This window comes from Desulfosporosinus cupriresistens, from assembly GCF_001707885.1.
In the GTDB taxonomy this organism is placed as follows: domain Bacteria; phylum Bacillota; class Desulfitobacteriia; order Desulfitobacteriales; family Desulfitobacteriaceae; genus Desulfosporosinus.
This window is the reverse complement of sequence record NZ_MASS01000020.1, coordinates 1-15,084: the sequence shown is the minus strand read 5'-3', so window position 1 is coordinate 15,084 and position 15,084 is coordinate 1. Positions and strand designations below refer to the sequence as shown.

At 39.0% G+C, this 15,084-nt stretch carries 21 protein-coding genes; 17 read left to right on the top strand and 4 right to left on the bottom strand.

Translation table 11 applies throughout. The annotated features are described in order from the left end of the window. Window positions 1-54: 54 nt before the first annotated feature. From DSBG_RS09965 to DSBG_RS09915, 11 genes are all read left to right on the top strand, one after another. Window positions 55-279, top strand: coding sequence for a hypothetical protein (locus DSBG_RS09965; RefSeq protein ID WP_068964081.1), 225 nt, complete (start codon window positions 55-57; stop codon window positions 277-279). A gap of 695 nt (window positions 280-974) precedes the next feature. Next, window positions 975-1,208, top strand: a complete 234-nt coding sequence (locus DSBG_RS09960) for a hypothetical protein (protein WP_068964079.1) — start codon at window positions 975-977, stop codon at window positions 1,206-1,208. Between the two features lie 305 nt (window positions 1,209-1,513). After that, the gene (locus tag DSBG_RS09955; protein WP_068964077.1) at window positions 1,514-2,641 is read left to right on the top strand and encodes a replication initiation factor domain-containing protein; all 1,128 of its coding nucleotides are present in this window, start codon (window positions 1,514-1,516) and stop codon (window positions 2,639-2,641) included. Window positions 2,642-2,720: 79 nt separating this feature from the next. After that, the gene (locus tag DSBG_RS09950) at window positions 2,721-2,957 is read left to right on the top strand and encodes a hypothetical protein (protein WP_068964075.1); all 237 of its coding nucleotides are present in this window, start codon (window positions 2,721-2,723) and stop codon (window positions 2,955-2,957) included. A gap of 343 nt (window positions 2,958-3,300) precedes the next feature. Then, window positions 3,301-3,561 (top strand): hypothetical protein, encoded by a 261-nt coding sequence (locus tag DSBG_RS09945; protein ID WP_068964073.1) that lies wholly within the window; start codon window positions 3,301-3,303, stop codon window positions 3,559-3,561. Window positions 3,562-3,649: 88 nt separating this feature from the next. Next, a complete protein-coding gene (locus DSBG_RS09940) occupies window positions 3,650-5,326 on the top strand; it encodes a hypothetical protein (RefSeq protein WP_068964071.1) in 1,677 nt (558 codons plus the stop codon). Next, complete coding sequence (locus tag DSBG_RS09935) at window positions 5,326-5,577, top strand: hypothetical protein (RefSeq protein WP_068964069.1); 252 nt, start codon at window positions 5,326-5,328, stop codon at window positions 5,575-5,577. The genes DSBG_RS09940 and DSBG_RS09935 overlap by 1 nt, the downstream gene beginning before the upstream one ends. Beyond that, window positions 5,574-6,284 (top strand): zonular occludens toxin domain-containing protein, encoded by a 711-nt coding sequence (locus DSBG_RS09930; protein ID WP_068964068.1) that lies wholly within the window; start codon window positions 5,574-5,576, stop codon window positions 6,282-6,284. The genes DSBG_RS09935 and DSBG_RS09930 overlap by 4 nt, the downstream gene beginning before the upstream one ends. A 441-nt stretch (window positions 6,285-6,725) precedes the next feature. Then, window positions 6,726-7,733, top strand: a complete 1,008-nt coding sequence (locus DSBG_RS09925; protein WP_068964066.1) for a HEPN domain-containing protein — start codon at window positions 6,726-6,728, stop codon at window positions 7,731-7,733. 166 nt (window positions 7,734-7,899) lie between these two features. Continuing rightward, window positions 7,900-8,247: a hypothetical protein gene (locus tag DSBG_RS09920; protein ID WP_068964064.1), complete on the top strand. Its 348-nt coding sequence runs from the start codon at window positions 7,900-7,902 to the stop codon at window positions 8,245-8,247. A 338-nt stretch (window positions 8,248-8,585) separates the two neighbouring features. Further along, a complete protein-coding gene (locus tag DSBG_RS09915; protein ID WP_141694285.1) occupies window positions 8,586-9,605 on the top strand; it encodes an RES family NAD+ phosphorylase in 1,020 nt (339 codons plus the stop codon). Window positions 9,606-9,688: 83 nt separating this feature from the next. Here the strand turns inward: DSBG_RS09915 and DSBG_RS09910 are convergent, their stop codons facing one another. The 4 genes from DSBG_RS09910 to DSBG_RS09900 form a co-directional block, all read right to left on the bottom strand. Next, the gene (locus DSBG_RS09910) at window positions 9,689-10,861 is read right to left on the bottom strand and encodes a recombinase family protein (RefSeq protein ID WP_242877531.1); all 1,173 of its coding nucleotides are present in this window, start codon (window positions 10,859-10,861) and stop codon (window positions 9,689-9,691) included. Window positions 10,862-10,960: 99 nt separating this feature from the next. Next, window positions 10,961-11,230 carry a recombinase family protein gene (locus DSBG_RS23670; protein ID WP_242877523.1) on the bottom strand — a complete coding sequence of 90 codons (270 nt, stop codon included), beginning with the start codon at window positions 11,228-11,230 and terminating at the stop codon, window positions 10,961-10,963. Window positions 11,231-11,259: 29 nt separating this feature from the next. Next, the gene (locus DSBG_RS09905) at window positions 11,260-11,679 is read right to left on the bottom strand and encodes an ImmA/IrrE family metallo-endopeptidase (protein ID WP_068964059.1); all 420 of its coding nucleotides are present in this window, start codon (window positions 11,677-11,679) and stop codon (window positions 11,260-11,262) included. A 41-nt stretch (window positions 11,680-11,720) separates the two neighbouring features. Next, window positions 11,721-12,122: a helix-turn-helix domain-containing protein gene (locus tag DSBG_RS09900; protein WP_068964058.1), complete on the bottom strand. Its 402-nt coding sequence runs from the start codon at window positions 12,120-12,122 to the stop codon at window positions 11,721-11,723. A 236-nt stretch (window positions 12,123-12,358) separates the two neighbouring features. Between DSBG_RS09900 and DSBG_RS09895 the strand changes: the two genes are divergently transcribed. From DSBG_RS09895 to DSBG_RS09875, 6 genes are all read left to right on the top strand, one after another. Further along, complete coding sequence (locus DSBG_RS09895) at window positions 12,359-12,616, top strand: helix-turn-helix domain-containing protein (RefSeq protein WP_068964055.1); 258 nt, start codon at window positions 12,359-12,361, stop codon at window positions 12,614-12,616. Between the two features lie 38 nt (window positions 12,617-12,654). Beyond that, window positions 12,655-12,792 (top strand): hypothetical protein, encoded by a 138-nt coding sequence (locus DSBG_RS23040; protein WP_176716239.1) that lies wholly within the window; start codon window positions 12,655-12,657, stop codon window positions 12,790-12,792. Window positions 12,793-12,816: 24 nt separating this feature from the next. Beyond that, window positions 12,817-13,140 carry a hypothetical protein gene (locus DSBG_RS09890; RefSeq protein ID WP_068964053.1) on the top strand — a complete coding sequence of 108 codons (324 nt, stop codon included), beginning with the start codon at window positions 12,817-12,819 and terminating at the stop codon, window positions 13,138-13,140. 19 nt (window positions 13,141-13,159) lie between these two features. Next, window positions 13,160-13,405 carry a helix-turn-helix domain-containing protein gene (locus DSBG_RS09885; protein WP_068964051.1) on the top strand — a complete coding sequence of 82 codons (246 nt, stop codon included), beginning with the start codon at window positions 13,160-13,162 and terminating at the stop codon, window positions 13,403-13,405. A gap of 81 nt (window positions 13,406-13,486) precedes the next feature. After that, window positions 13,487-13,711: a hypothetical protein gene (locus tag DSBG_RS09880; RefSeq protein WP_068964049.1), complete on the top strand. Its 225-nt coding sequence runs from the start codon at window positions 13,487-13,489 to the stop codon at window positions 13,709-13,711. A gap of 1,088 nt (window positions 13,712-14,799) precedes the next feature. Further along, window positions 14,800-15,084 (top strand): hypothetical protein (locus DSBG_RS09875; RefSeq protein WP_141694284.1); only part of this gene is annotated, 285 nt, incomplete at its 3' end.

Here is a 15,084-nt window from a genome sequence, read left to right as displayed (position 1 = left end):
TTCCTGGGGAGGTCGCGGGGACCCGCTAAGTAATGAGATAGGGAGGGAAAAATAATGTCTTATTTGAGAGACTTTTGCTTGCAAGTATTGGTAGAGAACACATGGTGTAATTATAGCTTGGTAAGAAGCTTGGAAAGTGCAATAACCATGGCCTTTGTAGAACTTATCGGATGTACATTTCGATTACTGGAATATAAAGGCGGTAAATGGATTGAAATTCTTATTAGTGGGTCAATGCTCTCGGTTGAAAATAAAGACTTTCGAGTCTTGACAGCATAGAGGCTTAATTCATGAACAATCGGGCTTGTCAAGTATAAAACACATGCATATATCATTCGTTTTTTATGCCTTGACAAGCAAATCTCGCCAAAATACTTAGAGACGGGGAAGTCTCTTCGACCTGCAGAGACAGGCCACAAAGCAAGGAGAGACTTCCCCTGGCCTCGCCGAGTGCAGGGGGATTATTAAGGGGGACAGCGTCCCTCTTGAGTACACACCTACATACATGCCTAGTCGTTCCTTTCCTAGGTCCGAACACACCTACATGAATCCTAAGACCCAAGTACACCTACATGCACGCCTAAGACCCAAGTACACCTACATGCACGCCTAAGACCCAAGTACACCTACATGCACGCCTAAGGCCCAAGTACACCTACATGCACGCCTAAGACCCAAGTACACCTACATGCACGCCTAAGACCCGAGCACACCTACATGCACGCCTAAGACCCGAGCACACCTGCATTGCATCCCTAGACCCAAGCACGCCTATGCACCCCTAGACCCGAACACACCCACATAAGACATGCACAAGAATCCCGGAGGAGCGCGACCGCAGGGAGCGAGTGCGAAGCACCGAGGGCGAATGCCCGAGTCCGGAGTGGTGACTCCCAAGCACCAAAATAAACGTAACCAATCCCCACGTAAAAGCGTTATTGAATGTTGAGCCATAGGAAGGAGGGCTATCTGTAATGGCAACGATATGGAGACTTAGCGGATTTTGTCCTGAGTGTAAAAAATCGGTTTGTGTAATGGAATCGGAAAAGATCAAAACCGTTGAGCACTTTGTGAAATACTATTCAAAGATGGAGAAAGATAATAGGGCAACATTGAAGTGCGAAAAGTGTGGTGCTCATCTTGAATCATTTGTAGTGAATCCAGTCTGGAAAAGGCCTGAGAAAGTAAGAGAGAGGTGTAGCAAATGAAATGTCCAAAATGTGGTAAAGAGGAATTGTTACTTTTTCTTGGAGAGTTTATTTGTCCAAAATGCGGCTATACCTGCTAGTAGTTAACATTGTCAGATATCTCAGAAGCAACGTTAGGAGTGGTCAGATGAAGTCAATTATGATGATGCCAAATGGGTTTTTTGGAACCTCTCTATATTACCGAATCGCTTTTTCAAATAGTTACTACTATAGATTTAGTCACATGTTTTCAAAATTCCCGGAAAATATTTACGAAATAGTTAATAGTTCAAAATATCCATGGAGTAAATAGGAGGAAAAAACAAATGCAAAAGCAAATCTCCTTCGAACTAAATCTGTCTCAAGAACTGGTGCCCCCGGCAAGTAACACGGGGGCACAATCTACAGGTCTGCGAATCCTCATCGACTGGTTTGCTTTCACAGTTCCCACCTGGGTCGACATCTTTGAAGTCATCGGAATACCCGGCTCAGAATGGATGCCCATCGAAACGAAAGCCTTGGGATATGATTGCATGTATGTTCACGGACAAATGAAAGTCTATAAATCAGACCGCGAAGACATGGGTTCACACTGTGAGTTCAGCGGCAATGCCTGCAGAGAATACGAATTCTTCTTTGACGGAAAATGGCTAGACCTAATACAACGCATCCGAACTAATTGCGGCCAGTTTTCCCGCATTGACTTAGCCATTGACGATTTTGACGGAATATTTACCCTGGAGCAAATCAAGAAAAAAATCAAAAAGAGCGAACTATTATCCTATTTCCGTAAAGGACGAATCCTCGAAGAATACAATCTCTCGGCCAAAGACAATCTTGGCCAAACGATCTACTTTGGATCGCCTCAATCCCGCATCCGTATTCGCATATATGACAAAGCCATAGAACAACTACTTAAAGACCAGGCCAGTCGAGAAGCGGAAGCAATACGTAAAGAATCAGAAGCCAAACTATCTCAAAAAGAGCGCAAAGAAAACAAGCAACAACGAGAAGAAATCTACCGTCAAGAACGTCTAAGCCATGACCAAATCTGGAATCGAACCGAAATCCAAAGTCGTGACGAACGTGCCAATGCCATAGCGGACTATATCCTAGCCAATATCGAATTGGGCGAAGTTGCCTTTGGCATCCTTAAAAACTATCTCAACTTTGTAGAACCATCAACAACCGACAGCAACAAATCACGCTGGGACATTTCACCTTTTTGGCAAGAATTTCTTGGCGAAGTTGAGAAATTAAAGCTTACCACAGAAAAAATACAAAACACCATCAAGCGTGTAAAGAATTGGATTATTAAGCAAGTCGCGCCAAGCCTTGCCTTATTAAGCATGGATAAAGATTTCAAAGTAAATCTAGAAGAGCTAGTCGAAATCATCCTATTTGCCAAAAATAGGCTCAAAAAGCGTCATTATGCAATGCTCCAGGCGAGCTGAAAATAAATTTAAGGTTTAAACCCCTTTTTGTTATTATGACCTCAGTAAAACAAAGAAACAAAAGAAAGGGGTTAAAACAATGGTTGTAACGATTAAAGGTGTCGTTCTGGAAGTCAAAGCAAAGGAAGATAAAAAAGCAACGGATGTCACGCTTTATCAACCCGGCGAACGCTATAATCCAGTCGTCAGAATTGTTGATGGATTACCAGTCCCTAAAGTAGGCGAAACCTATCAAACCACAGGCAGCTTGCTCCAATGGGCTACCAAAGGCGGCGGCGTAGGTTCCATGGTCTCAGTCCGAGAACTGGTCAAATGATTAGCGCCGATATTACCGGAACTATAGACCCCATAACCGGTAATGCAATATTACACATAAGCTTCCAAGGCTTCGAGTTATTCCTTGGGGCAATCCTCGGTGGTATAGCTGCTGTCGTCATCTGGATAACCCTTAAAAATTTCGCAAAATAAAAAGACATCGTGCAAAGCATAAAACACTGACATCATGCTTCTGGAAATAGGGAGGGATTGAAACATGGACGTACAGCAGCTACAACTAGGGTTCACTTTATCCTTCAGTTGCTTATTTATAGCAGGATTTTCAGCATGGGGGATAAGTGCCATATGTAACTTTTTCAAAATGCTGAGTGGAGGGTGATTAAATGTTCAATAATGTAATGAATCGTGCCAAACGATTTGCCCCTGCAGTTATCGGTTCAAGTGCCTTTGCTTTGGGATCGGCTGCAAAAGTTGCCTTGTGTGAAGGGGTCGCAGACACTGCCGTAACAGGTGCCTTTACAGGGATGGGTGATAACATTGTCGCTACGATGGGAACTGTCGCGCCTTATGCCATTGGTGTCATGGCCTGCATTCTCGGCTTTAAGTACGGCAAAAAAATCTTTAAAGTTATCGCCAACGGCTAATCAAACGATCTCATCCTAATTGCATAATAAAAGTACATACGTACCTGCTAGCGTATGTGCTTTTTTATTTCTCAAGGAGGTTTGAAAAATGTTAAGAAAATCATTATCAGTATTATTAATGGCGATAATTTTATGTTCAACTATTATATTTAATGCTAAACCAGCGAGCGCACTGTTGCCTGCGATTCCTATTCAAATGGCTAAACCTATATTGGCTCGCTTGCTTACTTTGATCGAAGCAGGGGCTGATATCAATTCATTTATCAGTGGTGTAGATATTGCGGAAAGATATTATGAGTCTGGCGTTACAGCGCCTAGTTGGGATGCTGAAGGAAATTTGACGATCGACGTTCAAGCGATTGATAACGCACGAAATTGGCTAGACGCAACACTCCCCGGCTTACCTGCAATGATACAAGTAGATGGTGGATTAACTTACATTGGACAAACGTTACCAGCAATAGAACCATACAGTGCCGAACATTCTCAAAGAACCTTATTTTCAGACCATGACTTTAGTGCTCCCGGATTATATCAGATTAATATCTTAAACTTTGGTTCGATTACCGCCTGGATGGATTATGAGAATACTGGTGGATCATCCTATGAACCACCCGAAATTCCATCCATTACATTTCCATCATTACCGACAACTTATAGCTGCAATGGGCATTTAATCGTAGGTGATACATCGGTATCATCAGATAAATTATCCTTAAAACTCTTTAATTATGTCGATGATGGATCGATTGATTTGTATTTGCTAAATAGCAATACGATTAAGGCCAATAAGGCAATGAGTATCTATACCTATACCTTAGTGAATGGAGCATGGGTATCGGGTGGATCGTTATATTCTAGTACGTTTTGTAGTACATTTGATGGGCTAGTTTATCAATCGACAGATAGTATTTACAATGACAATACCTTGACCAATTTATTTTATCCGTATCAAGCCCCATCGACTGGCTCAAATAATTGTGTCATGTCTTTAACGGATGGTGAAACATTAGATCATTATGATTTGGATTTATCGATGGAAACAGCCTTTGCTAGTTGGGGATTTCCTGGCGGCTCGACGAACGTCAATTATTTAGTCGATAGTTTAGGATTATGTGATCAAATGAGATGGAATATATCCTCGAATCCGAGCATTGATCAACCCGATAAATGTGATTTAACTATCTGGCCGAGCTTTCACGACATGTATTATGGATGGTCTGATTCTGACCAAATGCCGACCTTTACCTTTGAGAATACCTCGGCAACTAACATCAATCTATCTATCGACGCATCCCCCATGGATACTATCCAGGCGCAAATGCAGTATTTTGGCTCGTATCCAAAAACAGATATCGTGCTTGTTGATAAGAAAACTACCGACCAAAAAGTTGGTACACCTACCTATTGGAATAATTTAATTGTACCACCACTAGAAGTATCTCCTGGCACGGATATATTAAATGATATTCTCACTGTGAATCCTGATGATTCGATAGATTTTTCAAAATTGAGAATAGCAGGTGATTTATTATCCAGTAAGTTCCCATTCTCCTTACCGTGGGATCTAAAAAATATGATTTCCACCTTTGGCGCAGGTACACCAGTAGCACCGACGATTCCCATTGGTATAGGAAACATAACGGGTGAAATAAAATTAAGTCAATTTGATGGCTTGGCAGCAGCTGTACGAGTCTTAGAACTCTTTGCATTCAATATAGGCTTGCTTTTTGGTACTAGGAAATTAGTAGGGGGTGCTTCCTAATGGGTTTCATAGCCTCGCTCATCAATTCATTATTAAGCCTTATCGCAGCTGCTATATCTGCAATCTTGTCGCTCCTTCCATCTTCGCCATTTATGTGGAACCTTGATGGAGCATCACCAGTGCTAACGTGGATTTTTTGGCTCATACCGATTCCCCAAATGTTGACGACAATGACGTTATATATCTCAGCAGTCTTAGCCTATTTTGTAATTCGCATAGCCCTAAGATGGCTTAAGGTGGTGGGATCATGAGCATATCTTTTTACAGTGGTACTCCAGGCAGCGGCAAATCTTACAACGCTATATGTCAAATCCTTTGGGCATTACGGCTCAATAAAATGGTCATAGCCAACTTCCCCATAAAATTCACCGACAAGGAAATAAAACGCGGCTATGACAAACGGTTTTTCTACCTACCCAACGAGCAAATAACGGTAGAAAGTCTGGTGGTCTTTGCCATAGAACACGGCATGATCGAAAAGAAAAAAGAGTCCCAATGCCTGGTAGTCATTGACGAAGCAGGGGGGCGCTTTAACTGTCGGGAGTCTCTAAAAACGGATCGTGCAGAATGGATTGATTTTTTTTCACAGTACAGAAAATTGGGTTATTACTTCATACTCGTTGCCCAGAATGACCGAATGATTGACAAGCAGATAAGGGGGTTTGTCGAGTATGAAATGATTCATAGGAAAGTCAATCGTTTCGGCCCTTTTCGGATCTTACCGTTTACCCTGTTTGTTTGCGTAGAAAAATGGTATGTAGTCAAGCAAAAAGTAGGAGCAGAATTTATCCTTTATCGCAAACGGATTGCCAATCGATATGATACCTACGCAATGTTTACCGGGTTCAAGCTAAGTCAGACATTACTCGATAAGATTACAAACATACGAGCACCAGTGCCGTTAAATCAGCAAGTCCCTGTTACAGCTATATTTGATAAATCTGGGATGAACGAATAATACAAAAGACTATGTGCCAGTGAGTGGGGTACTCGGGGGTTCCCGCCACTGGCATATTGTCTTAACTTGAGTCTTTATTATATGAGTGTTAAGGGCAAGCAAGATATTATTCCCAAAAACCGTAACTTCAAATTAAAACTTTGAAATGGAAATACTGTTTGTTTGACTGTTGAAGGTTTTAATTAATTTTGCCAAGAGTAGTACAAATCGGACAGAAGAAGAAGGGTTTTCTGGATCTAGGATAGAATTGGATCATATAGTCACAGAATAAAGTAGGTTGAGTACTGATAACCTTTGTTAAAGGAGACAACTTTGCTTCCTTTGAGTCTCCTGGCGAACATCTTTACAAAATACGAGATTCCTGCGCTTGGCATAGATTATGTGATCAAGGGGATATGGGTATGTGTGAATTTAATGCCCTTGCTATCACGGGAGGATTAGATGAGAGAACATACTATTATAGTGAATCAAGAGTGGTTAGGCCCTATTTCTTATTACGAGGAACTTAACGACTGCATTGAAAAATTATGGGGAGATGTTTTCAGATTATTTACTAATTTCGAAATAGTTAGAGATAAGCACAATTTTTATATAAATATTGAATGGGATCAGCTTCGAAATGTAGTATCTCATGAGCTTAAATATAGCATTTCTATATCTGAGTATAAAAAACTGAGTAATAAAGCAAAGAAAGAATATGATGAACAAAGTAGCATGGATAAAAAAGTATCGTTAAAGTGTAAAGTTAAGACACCTTCTAAAAACTTAGGTACTAGAATAGTTTCGTACTACTTAGAGCTTTTCTTTTACGAATTATTTTTAGTTTTGAATCTATCTGGGCCAGGTTGCTGTAATTTTTCAAAGACAAATATTAGTAGTAATACAGTACGCAATAGGTTTAATCATCAACTTAATCTTTCTTCTAATTTTTTTGAAAATGCTTGGGATATTTATTTCAATGAAAAGTGGCCAATCGTTAAATGCATACCTTTAAATAATTCATGGAATTGGTACCAAAGTTTAAATATTGGGACTAAGCAATTGGCAAACACAAGAATCGAAAGAGTTCTTTTTGCGCTAATGACTATTTCTAAAAATAGTATCTTTGATGCGACAAATGTAATATGGTTAGCACATGCTTTAGAAGCGTTATATGGTAATCCTCAAAGAAATATTAAACAATTGTTGGTTGAAAGAATTCGTATGTTTCTTAAGCCAGAAAGAAAAGGAATTGAAACTAAAATAAGAAAATTTTATAAGTATAGAAGTTGTTTTGTTCATGGGGATCTAGGTACAAAAAATCCAATTAATAATAGTTTATTCGAATTTAATAATGAAATATCTGACTATGACTGTAGGTTAAATAGTGAAACTGATTTTTCATTTGCTATTGTTCTTTCTACAATACAAAAGCTAATTTTAAGTAATTTGTATGAAATTGAATTTTAACGTTTTCAAATTGTTCAAATGTAAGGTTTTGTGATGACACAAAACAAAATAGCTTCGGCGTTAATCAAAAGGCGTGATAAGGCAGGAAAAATGACGATAAAAACAGAAAGCCATCTCTTGTAAAAGAATACAAGGAGATGCCTTCAGGCTTCATCATTTAGTAGGCATGGGAGTAAAGAGTTTTGGCGGCCCTTCTCCCAATTCCATTCAACAAAGTTTTGCCGAGTATGAAATGATTCAAAGGAAATTAAACCGTTTTGGGCCTTTCCGTATCTTGCCCTTTACCCTGTTTGTTTGCGTCGAGAAATGGTATGTCGTCAAGAAAAAAGTTGGCGCTGAGTTTATCTTGTATCGTAAACTAATTGCCAATCGCTATGACACCTATGCCATGTTTATCGGGTTAAAGCTTAGTCAAATATTACTTGATAAAATTACAAATATTCGTGCGCCAGTACCTTCAAATATGCAAGTATCCGTCACAGCTATATTCGACAAATCTGGAGTGAATGATTAACAAATAGAAAATAGACTATGTGCCAGTGAGTGGGGTACTCGGGGGTCCCCGCCACAGGCACATAGTCTTAACTATAATAGTATTGTACAATTATTTAGAAGATAACCCGTTATTTTCTAAATAGGAAGATATAACTTTAGTATCTACTTAATATACATAAATTGATAAACGCAATTTAATAATATCATGAATAAATAAAAAAGTACTTTGGGTCTGAAAGGAGGATAAAATTGGGTTGTTGTGTCAATTGTTTTAATGATAAAGATCTAATAAGTTATATTAAAAGAAGAGGTGTGGTTGATAAGTGTTGTTATTGTGAAAGTGATAATGTTAAATGTTTGACAGAAGAAAATCTTAAAGTACTATTTGAAGGTGTATTTGATTTATATACAAAATGCGATAATGTATTTGAAGAACACTATCGTGTAAAGAATAAAATTCCACAACCCGAAAGTCTTGTTTCATTAATGCAGGAAGATTGGAATATTTTTAATGGGGAATTATTGGATAATAAGAATATTGCAAAAGTTATTTATAACATTTCTCCGGAAATATTTGATTTTTCAAGTGAAGCGTTAGCTTCTGTATGGTATAGAGAAAGTGACAGGTATTATGGATACTTTACAAATAAAGATTGGGAGATTTTTTGTAACAACATAAAACATAAATGTAGGTTTAATTATAATGACATTGACGAAAACGGTTTTGATCCTAATCAAGTATTTGATAAGGAATTATTTGGTTATGCACATAATCAGATTAAAAAGGGAATGATTCTTTATCGGGCACGAGATGGATATATAATAGATAAAGTAAAAGGTGTAATTAAACCTTTTCCTCCGAAAAAAATGGGAATACCTAATAATAGGATAATATCAAATGGTGGGAGAGCTAATCCTCCAGGGATTAATTACTTATACACTTCTGATGACATTTCAACAGTACTTTCTGAAATTAGGGCATGGAAAGGTTCAATTAACTCTGTAGCAAAGATAGCTATAACAAAGGATCTAGAAATATTTGATCTAACCAATAAATTCGAAATAATCTCTCCTTTCTTCACTATGTTTTCATCGTTAAGAAAAGAAATTGAAGTAATTAGCATTCTTAACGCATTTGCTAATGATCTATCAAAGCCTGTAAATCCTAATATTTCTGCGATAGATTATATTCCAACACAGTATATTTGTGAACTAATAAAAGTTGTAGGATTTGAGGGAATTAAATTCAAAAGTTCTTTAGGTAATGGGAATAATATTATATTTTTTACTGATGAGAATGTTAGAATTCGAGAAGTGAAATTAGTTCAAGTGAAAAATATTAGTTATGAATCTGATGAATACGTTTCTCAGGTATGACGTGGTCATTTTTAGTTAAATTAAGCTTTATAATGCAGGTTTATGAATAGGGTAAGAGGTCGCCTTCACTGATTTATAGTCTATTATCTGATGTACAGGAATGTTAGGTGCTTCAGCAGTGTCAGGTCGCCTCCACCATTAAAAACCCTGTAGGTTATTTCAGCATCAAGAGTGTTAATATTATCGGATGGGTTGATTTTAATTCGATTGACATATTCCTGAAGGACTCTCTTCTTTTCCGCTACGTCGACGGAAAAGAGAGAGTTCTTTTTTTGTCTTAAGATGGAATAGATGTCTTCACTATTAAGTTCATTATGCTTCTTTATAGCCTCAATACGTAAAAGCTCCCCTTGTAGGAATTCATTTTTGTTTTGAGCTTCAATGATTTTATCCTCCAGGCCTTTTATACCTTTCCCTAAGGCTTGAATCCAATTTTCTACAGAAGTCTCAATTTCTTTAATCTCTTTTTGTATAGGCTCCACATCTGATTCATATTCCTTTTTACGTGAAAGGTATAATTCCTTTACTGATATTACGATATCATCCATTGCCTTGGGAGAAAAACATTGAGAAATAAGTTGCTCCGTGACTACTTGCTCTAAATTTTCCTTTCTGACGCTAGAATTTTTGCATTTATTGGAGCATTTATAATAGCTTAGTAACGTATTGTTCTTACTTTTTGAGTTGCGGTATGAATTACCATTATAGGGGGCTCCGCATTGACCGCAAAACACTTTGCCAGAAAGTAAATAGTTTACATCGGCTTTCATTTTGCCAGGTTGGCGTTTTCTTGAGTCCATCTTTAAACTAACCTCCCAAAACAAATCTGGTTCTATAATCTTGGGAATGATACCTTGTTTTATAATTTGTTCTTCAATAGGTTTTTTCTTGCTGCTATTTCTTCGTCCGTCAGCATGTTTTGAACTAGCAACATTCCAAACATAATCTCCTATATATTTACGATTTCTTGCCCATCCAAAGAAACTATTCTTTGTAAATTCCTTGCCCTCTTGGGTTCGATAGCCCAGATTATTCAGTTTTGTTGCAATTCTGCTTAGGGAGAAATTATCTCTGATACCTTCGAAATAAATTTGCACTGCCTGATAAGTTTTTTCGTCAATTTCATACATCTGAGTTTCGGGGTTAATTTTTAGACCATAAGGGGGCCTGCCGCCGATATGAATACCCTGCTCGGCGTTTTCGTGCATTCCTTTCATGACTTCACGAGCAAGGTTTTTGCTGTAATACTCTGCCATACCTTCCAATACTGATTCAAGGATTATAGATTCAGGGGAATCATCTAACTGCTCTAAAACGCTTTCAACTTTTACGCCATTAAGCTTTAATTTACGTTTTTAATAAGCTGAATCATAACGGTTTCTCGCAAAACGATCATATTTATGGACTATCACAACATCAAAGATACCTAGGGAGCTGTCTTCGATCATGCGCTGAAAATTAGACCTGTTATCTGTTGTAGCGCTTTTGGCTTCGTCAGGATAGATTTTTACAAGAACATAGTTTTTTCTTTTACAGTATTCCTCAATCGCTCTTAGTTGAGCAGAAATAGACTCTTCGCGTTGGTTGTCTGAGCTATATCGCGGGTATGCTGCTGCGCGAATCATTAGTGATTCCTCCTTTCAAATCCATTCTTTCAGAAGCTTTTATAGAAATACTTGGTCATTTCGGTTGGAACACTATTTCGAAGAAAAAATTGTTCAATAGTTTCACCAGCCTGTATGTTTGTTGTGGATAAAAGTAATCGAACAGCGAATTGGTTAGCCTGTCTTTCATACCTATCTGTGTTTAAAAAAGAATATTCATCGATGAAAAATCGATTTATACCCCTGTGAAGCCTGTCGTGTGCTAATTCGTGAGCGCATATGAAACGTTGCCAGTGTGAATTTAATCTAGAGTTAATTACAATAAATCGGCGTCTGAGTTTACTATAATAAATACCACGGGTGTGGCCGCCAAGATCAGCAAAACGAATATGAATGTTAAGGTGTTCAGCAATAGTGAAGGGGCAATTGGTATTATACTTACGTATTAATGTATGTATAAGCTTGTCCATAATTAATAAGCACCCCTTTAATAAAAAAACGACACCAGGGATTATTTCTTGGTGTCGTTCGTGCTGTCATTTTTCTTTTTTCGTTTGTTCATCTGTTTCGCTTCCCAAAATAGTCCGGTAAGTACGTCTTTGATTCTCTGGCGGTCTTCGTTTTCGATGGGAACACCATCAAACATTAAGTCATCATCTTCTTCGAGCATTTTTTTGAAGTCGCGCTTATCTTTTGCCGTGGCCCAGGGTGGAGTTGTTTCCTCTCCCATTAACGAAGAGAGTTTGATGTGAAGTGCGTCCGCAATAGCTTTTAGTGTTTCAACACTAGGATTATATCTATCACGTTCAATATCGGCTAGATAAGAACGTGACATATTCGATAGATTAGCCAACTCATTTTGTGTCAACTTTTTTTGTTTCCGATAAAACTTAATATTTTCACCTAATGTCATGAGATATCTCTCCTTTGGTCGGCAATGCCGACATTTGATTCTTATTATAAGTAATAAAAGTCGGACATACAAGTGTTAAAAAGACGTAAATACAAGCGTTTCTAAGCATATTGACGCGAATACAAGTATTTTGGCTGTGCTCTTTAAATTTACTGCTATTTGTGAGAATATAGAGTTTTACAAAATGTCGTGAATACCGTACAATTATTATATCGAAGAGGTTGGAGGTAACGAAAATGTTAGACAAAAAAGCTCTAGGGGAATTCATTAAGCAAAAGCGTAAAGAAAAGGGCTTACGTCAGAATCAAGTATCTTTAATTGCAAATTTATCAAGAAATTATGTATCTGATATTGAGAATGGGAGGTATATGCCTAGCGTTGAAACTCTTTCAAGACTCGCAACTTGTTTAGACCTTGATTTAAATTCGTTAAAAATGACGGAAATACAAGTTAGCAACATTCAGCAACAAGTCCGTCATGTTTCTAGTGATTAGATAAGTGTCCAGTGTAGCAACGATAGGAGGGGAAGAGATTGCCACGTAAACCGCGAGAGATAACACTCAAAGTTACGATTAAGCTTGTGCCACATCCAGATCCGGAAAGAGCTAAACGTGTAATTGCAGAAATTGTACTTAATCAGTTACTTAAGGAAAAGGCAGAAAGCAAGTAGTGCAAGTGAAAGGTGGGGCAGAAAATGGATTTATCGGCTCTGACAGGAGTGGAATTGCCGAAAAAGGTTGTACAGGTGATAGAAGAAGATCTTCAATTTTATTCAGGGGTATTAGAAATATTGGATCATAATATTCGCACATTGTCGGGAAAATCGTCAAGCGCCCTTCATTATTTGTATTTATGTATCAGAGACAATGATCAGCGGTTATCGTTTCTTATGAATGTTGATTGGATCGACTATCTTAGTGATGCAAAGGAGGACCTAGGCTCAATACATGTCTCAAGGCTGCACGCAAATGATTTTCGTATATTTAAAGAATTGCTGCCTGAGTTATCTGAGATTTAATGAAGGAGGTTAAATCTTTATGAGCTGTATAATCTCTCATGCTCCTTCCTATGAATCACTGCCAGACTTCCTCACCCATAAAGAACTTTGTCAATACTTACGCATAGGCCATAACCGAGCCTATGCATTGTCCCAGCGAATCGACTTCCCCAAAGTACCCTTCGGCAATCGATACGTCTTCCCCAAGCAGCAAGTCAAAGAATGGATGGAGAGACAAGCTGAAGCCCATAGAAACCCCAAAGCATTAAAAGCACTCGGTAAATAATTGGATTTGCTTCTTGGAGCCAAAACGTTATCCAAGAAGCTTTTCCCGTCTTCATTAAACAAGAAGAAGGAGTGAAAGACAATGAATTACTTAAGAGACTATTGCTTGCAAGTATTAGTGGAGAACGTATGGCTGAACTATAGCCTAGTAAGAACCCTAGAACAATCAATAAAAATGGCCTTTGAAGAACTTAACAGACATCCATTTCGAGTATTGCAATATAAAGACGGGAAATGGATTGAATGTCTCATTAGCGGGTCAATGCTATCAGTCGAAAATAGTGATTTTCGAGCCCTAAAAGCGTAGGTAATCTTTTTGAGTTGAAAGAGGTGTATCTACGGGATATAAGAAAGCATAACATTATATCTGGAAATTCGACATAATCCGTGAACTAACGGGCTTGTCAAGTATAAAACACATTCATTCATCATTCGTTTTTTATGCCTTGACAAGCTGATCTCGCCAAAATACTTAGAGACGGGGAAGTCTCGAAGACCAGCAGAGACAACCCCAAAGCAAAGAGAGACTTTCCCTGCCACACGGCGAGTGCAGGGGGATTATTAAGGGGGACAGCGTCCCTCTTGAGCAAAGAGCAGCATGCAGGCCTAAGACCGGAACACGCCCACATGCAGGCCTAAGACCGGAACACGCCCACATGCAGGCCTAAGACCGGAACACGCCCACATGCAGGCCTAAGACCGGAACACACCCACATGCAGGCCTAAGACCGGAACACGCCCACATGCAGGCCTAAGACCGGAACACACCCACATGCAGGCCTAAGACCGGAACACACCCACATGCAGCCCCAAGACCGATACACACCCACATGCAGGCCTAAGACCGGAACACCCCCGCATACACCCCTAAGACCGAAACACACATTCAAAAGACCCAGGGGTAAAGCCTAGAGGATTTAGTCCGAAGGACCGAGCGAATAGCGAGTCCGGAAGGGTTTTCGCATACTCACCCAAATAAACGTAACCAAAACCCAAACTATAGCTAACCGGATAATTAGCCACAGAAAGAGAGGTAATTTACCATCGCAACGCTATGGAAATTGAGAGGATATTGCCCTGAATGTAAAATGTCGATTTGTGTCATGGAATCAGAGAAAATTAAAACAGTGGAGCATTATCACAAATACTACTCAGAAATGGAAAAGGAAGATAGGGCAACATTGAAGTGTGAAAAATGTGGCGCTCATCTCGAATCGTTTGTATTGAATCCAGCTTGGATAAGACCAAAAAAGCTAAGAGAGAGGTGTTTCAAATGAAGTGTCCAAACTGTGGAAAACATAAATTGCTTCTATTTTTAGGAGAGTTTCTTTGTCCTGGCTGTGGCTATACCTGTTAAAATCGTGCGCAAATAGGGGAATTAAAGGAGCGATATAAATGCAAAAGCAAATCTCCTTCGAACTAAATCCAACCCAAGAGCTAGTGCCCCCGGCAAGTAACACGGGGGCACAATCTACGGGTCAGCGCATACTCATCGACTGGTTCGCCTTCACACTACCCCACGGCTCCAAAATCTTCGAAGTCTTAAATATCCCCGGCAAAGAATGGGTCCCCATCGAAACAAAAGCCATGGGCTATGACCGCATGTATATGCACGGACAAATGAAAGTCTATGAATCCGAACGAGAAGACATGGGAGTCCACTGTGAACTCAGTGGAAGC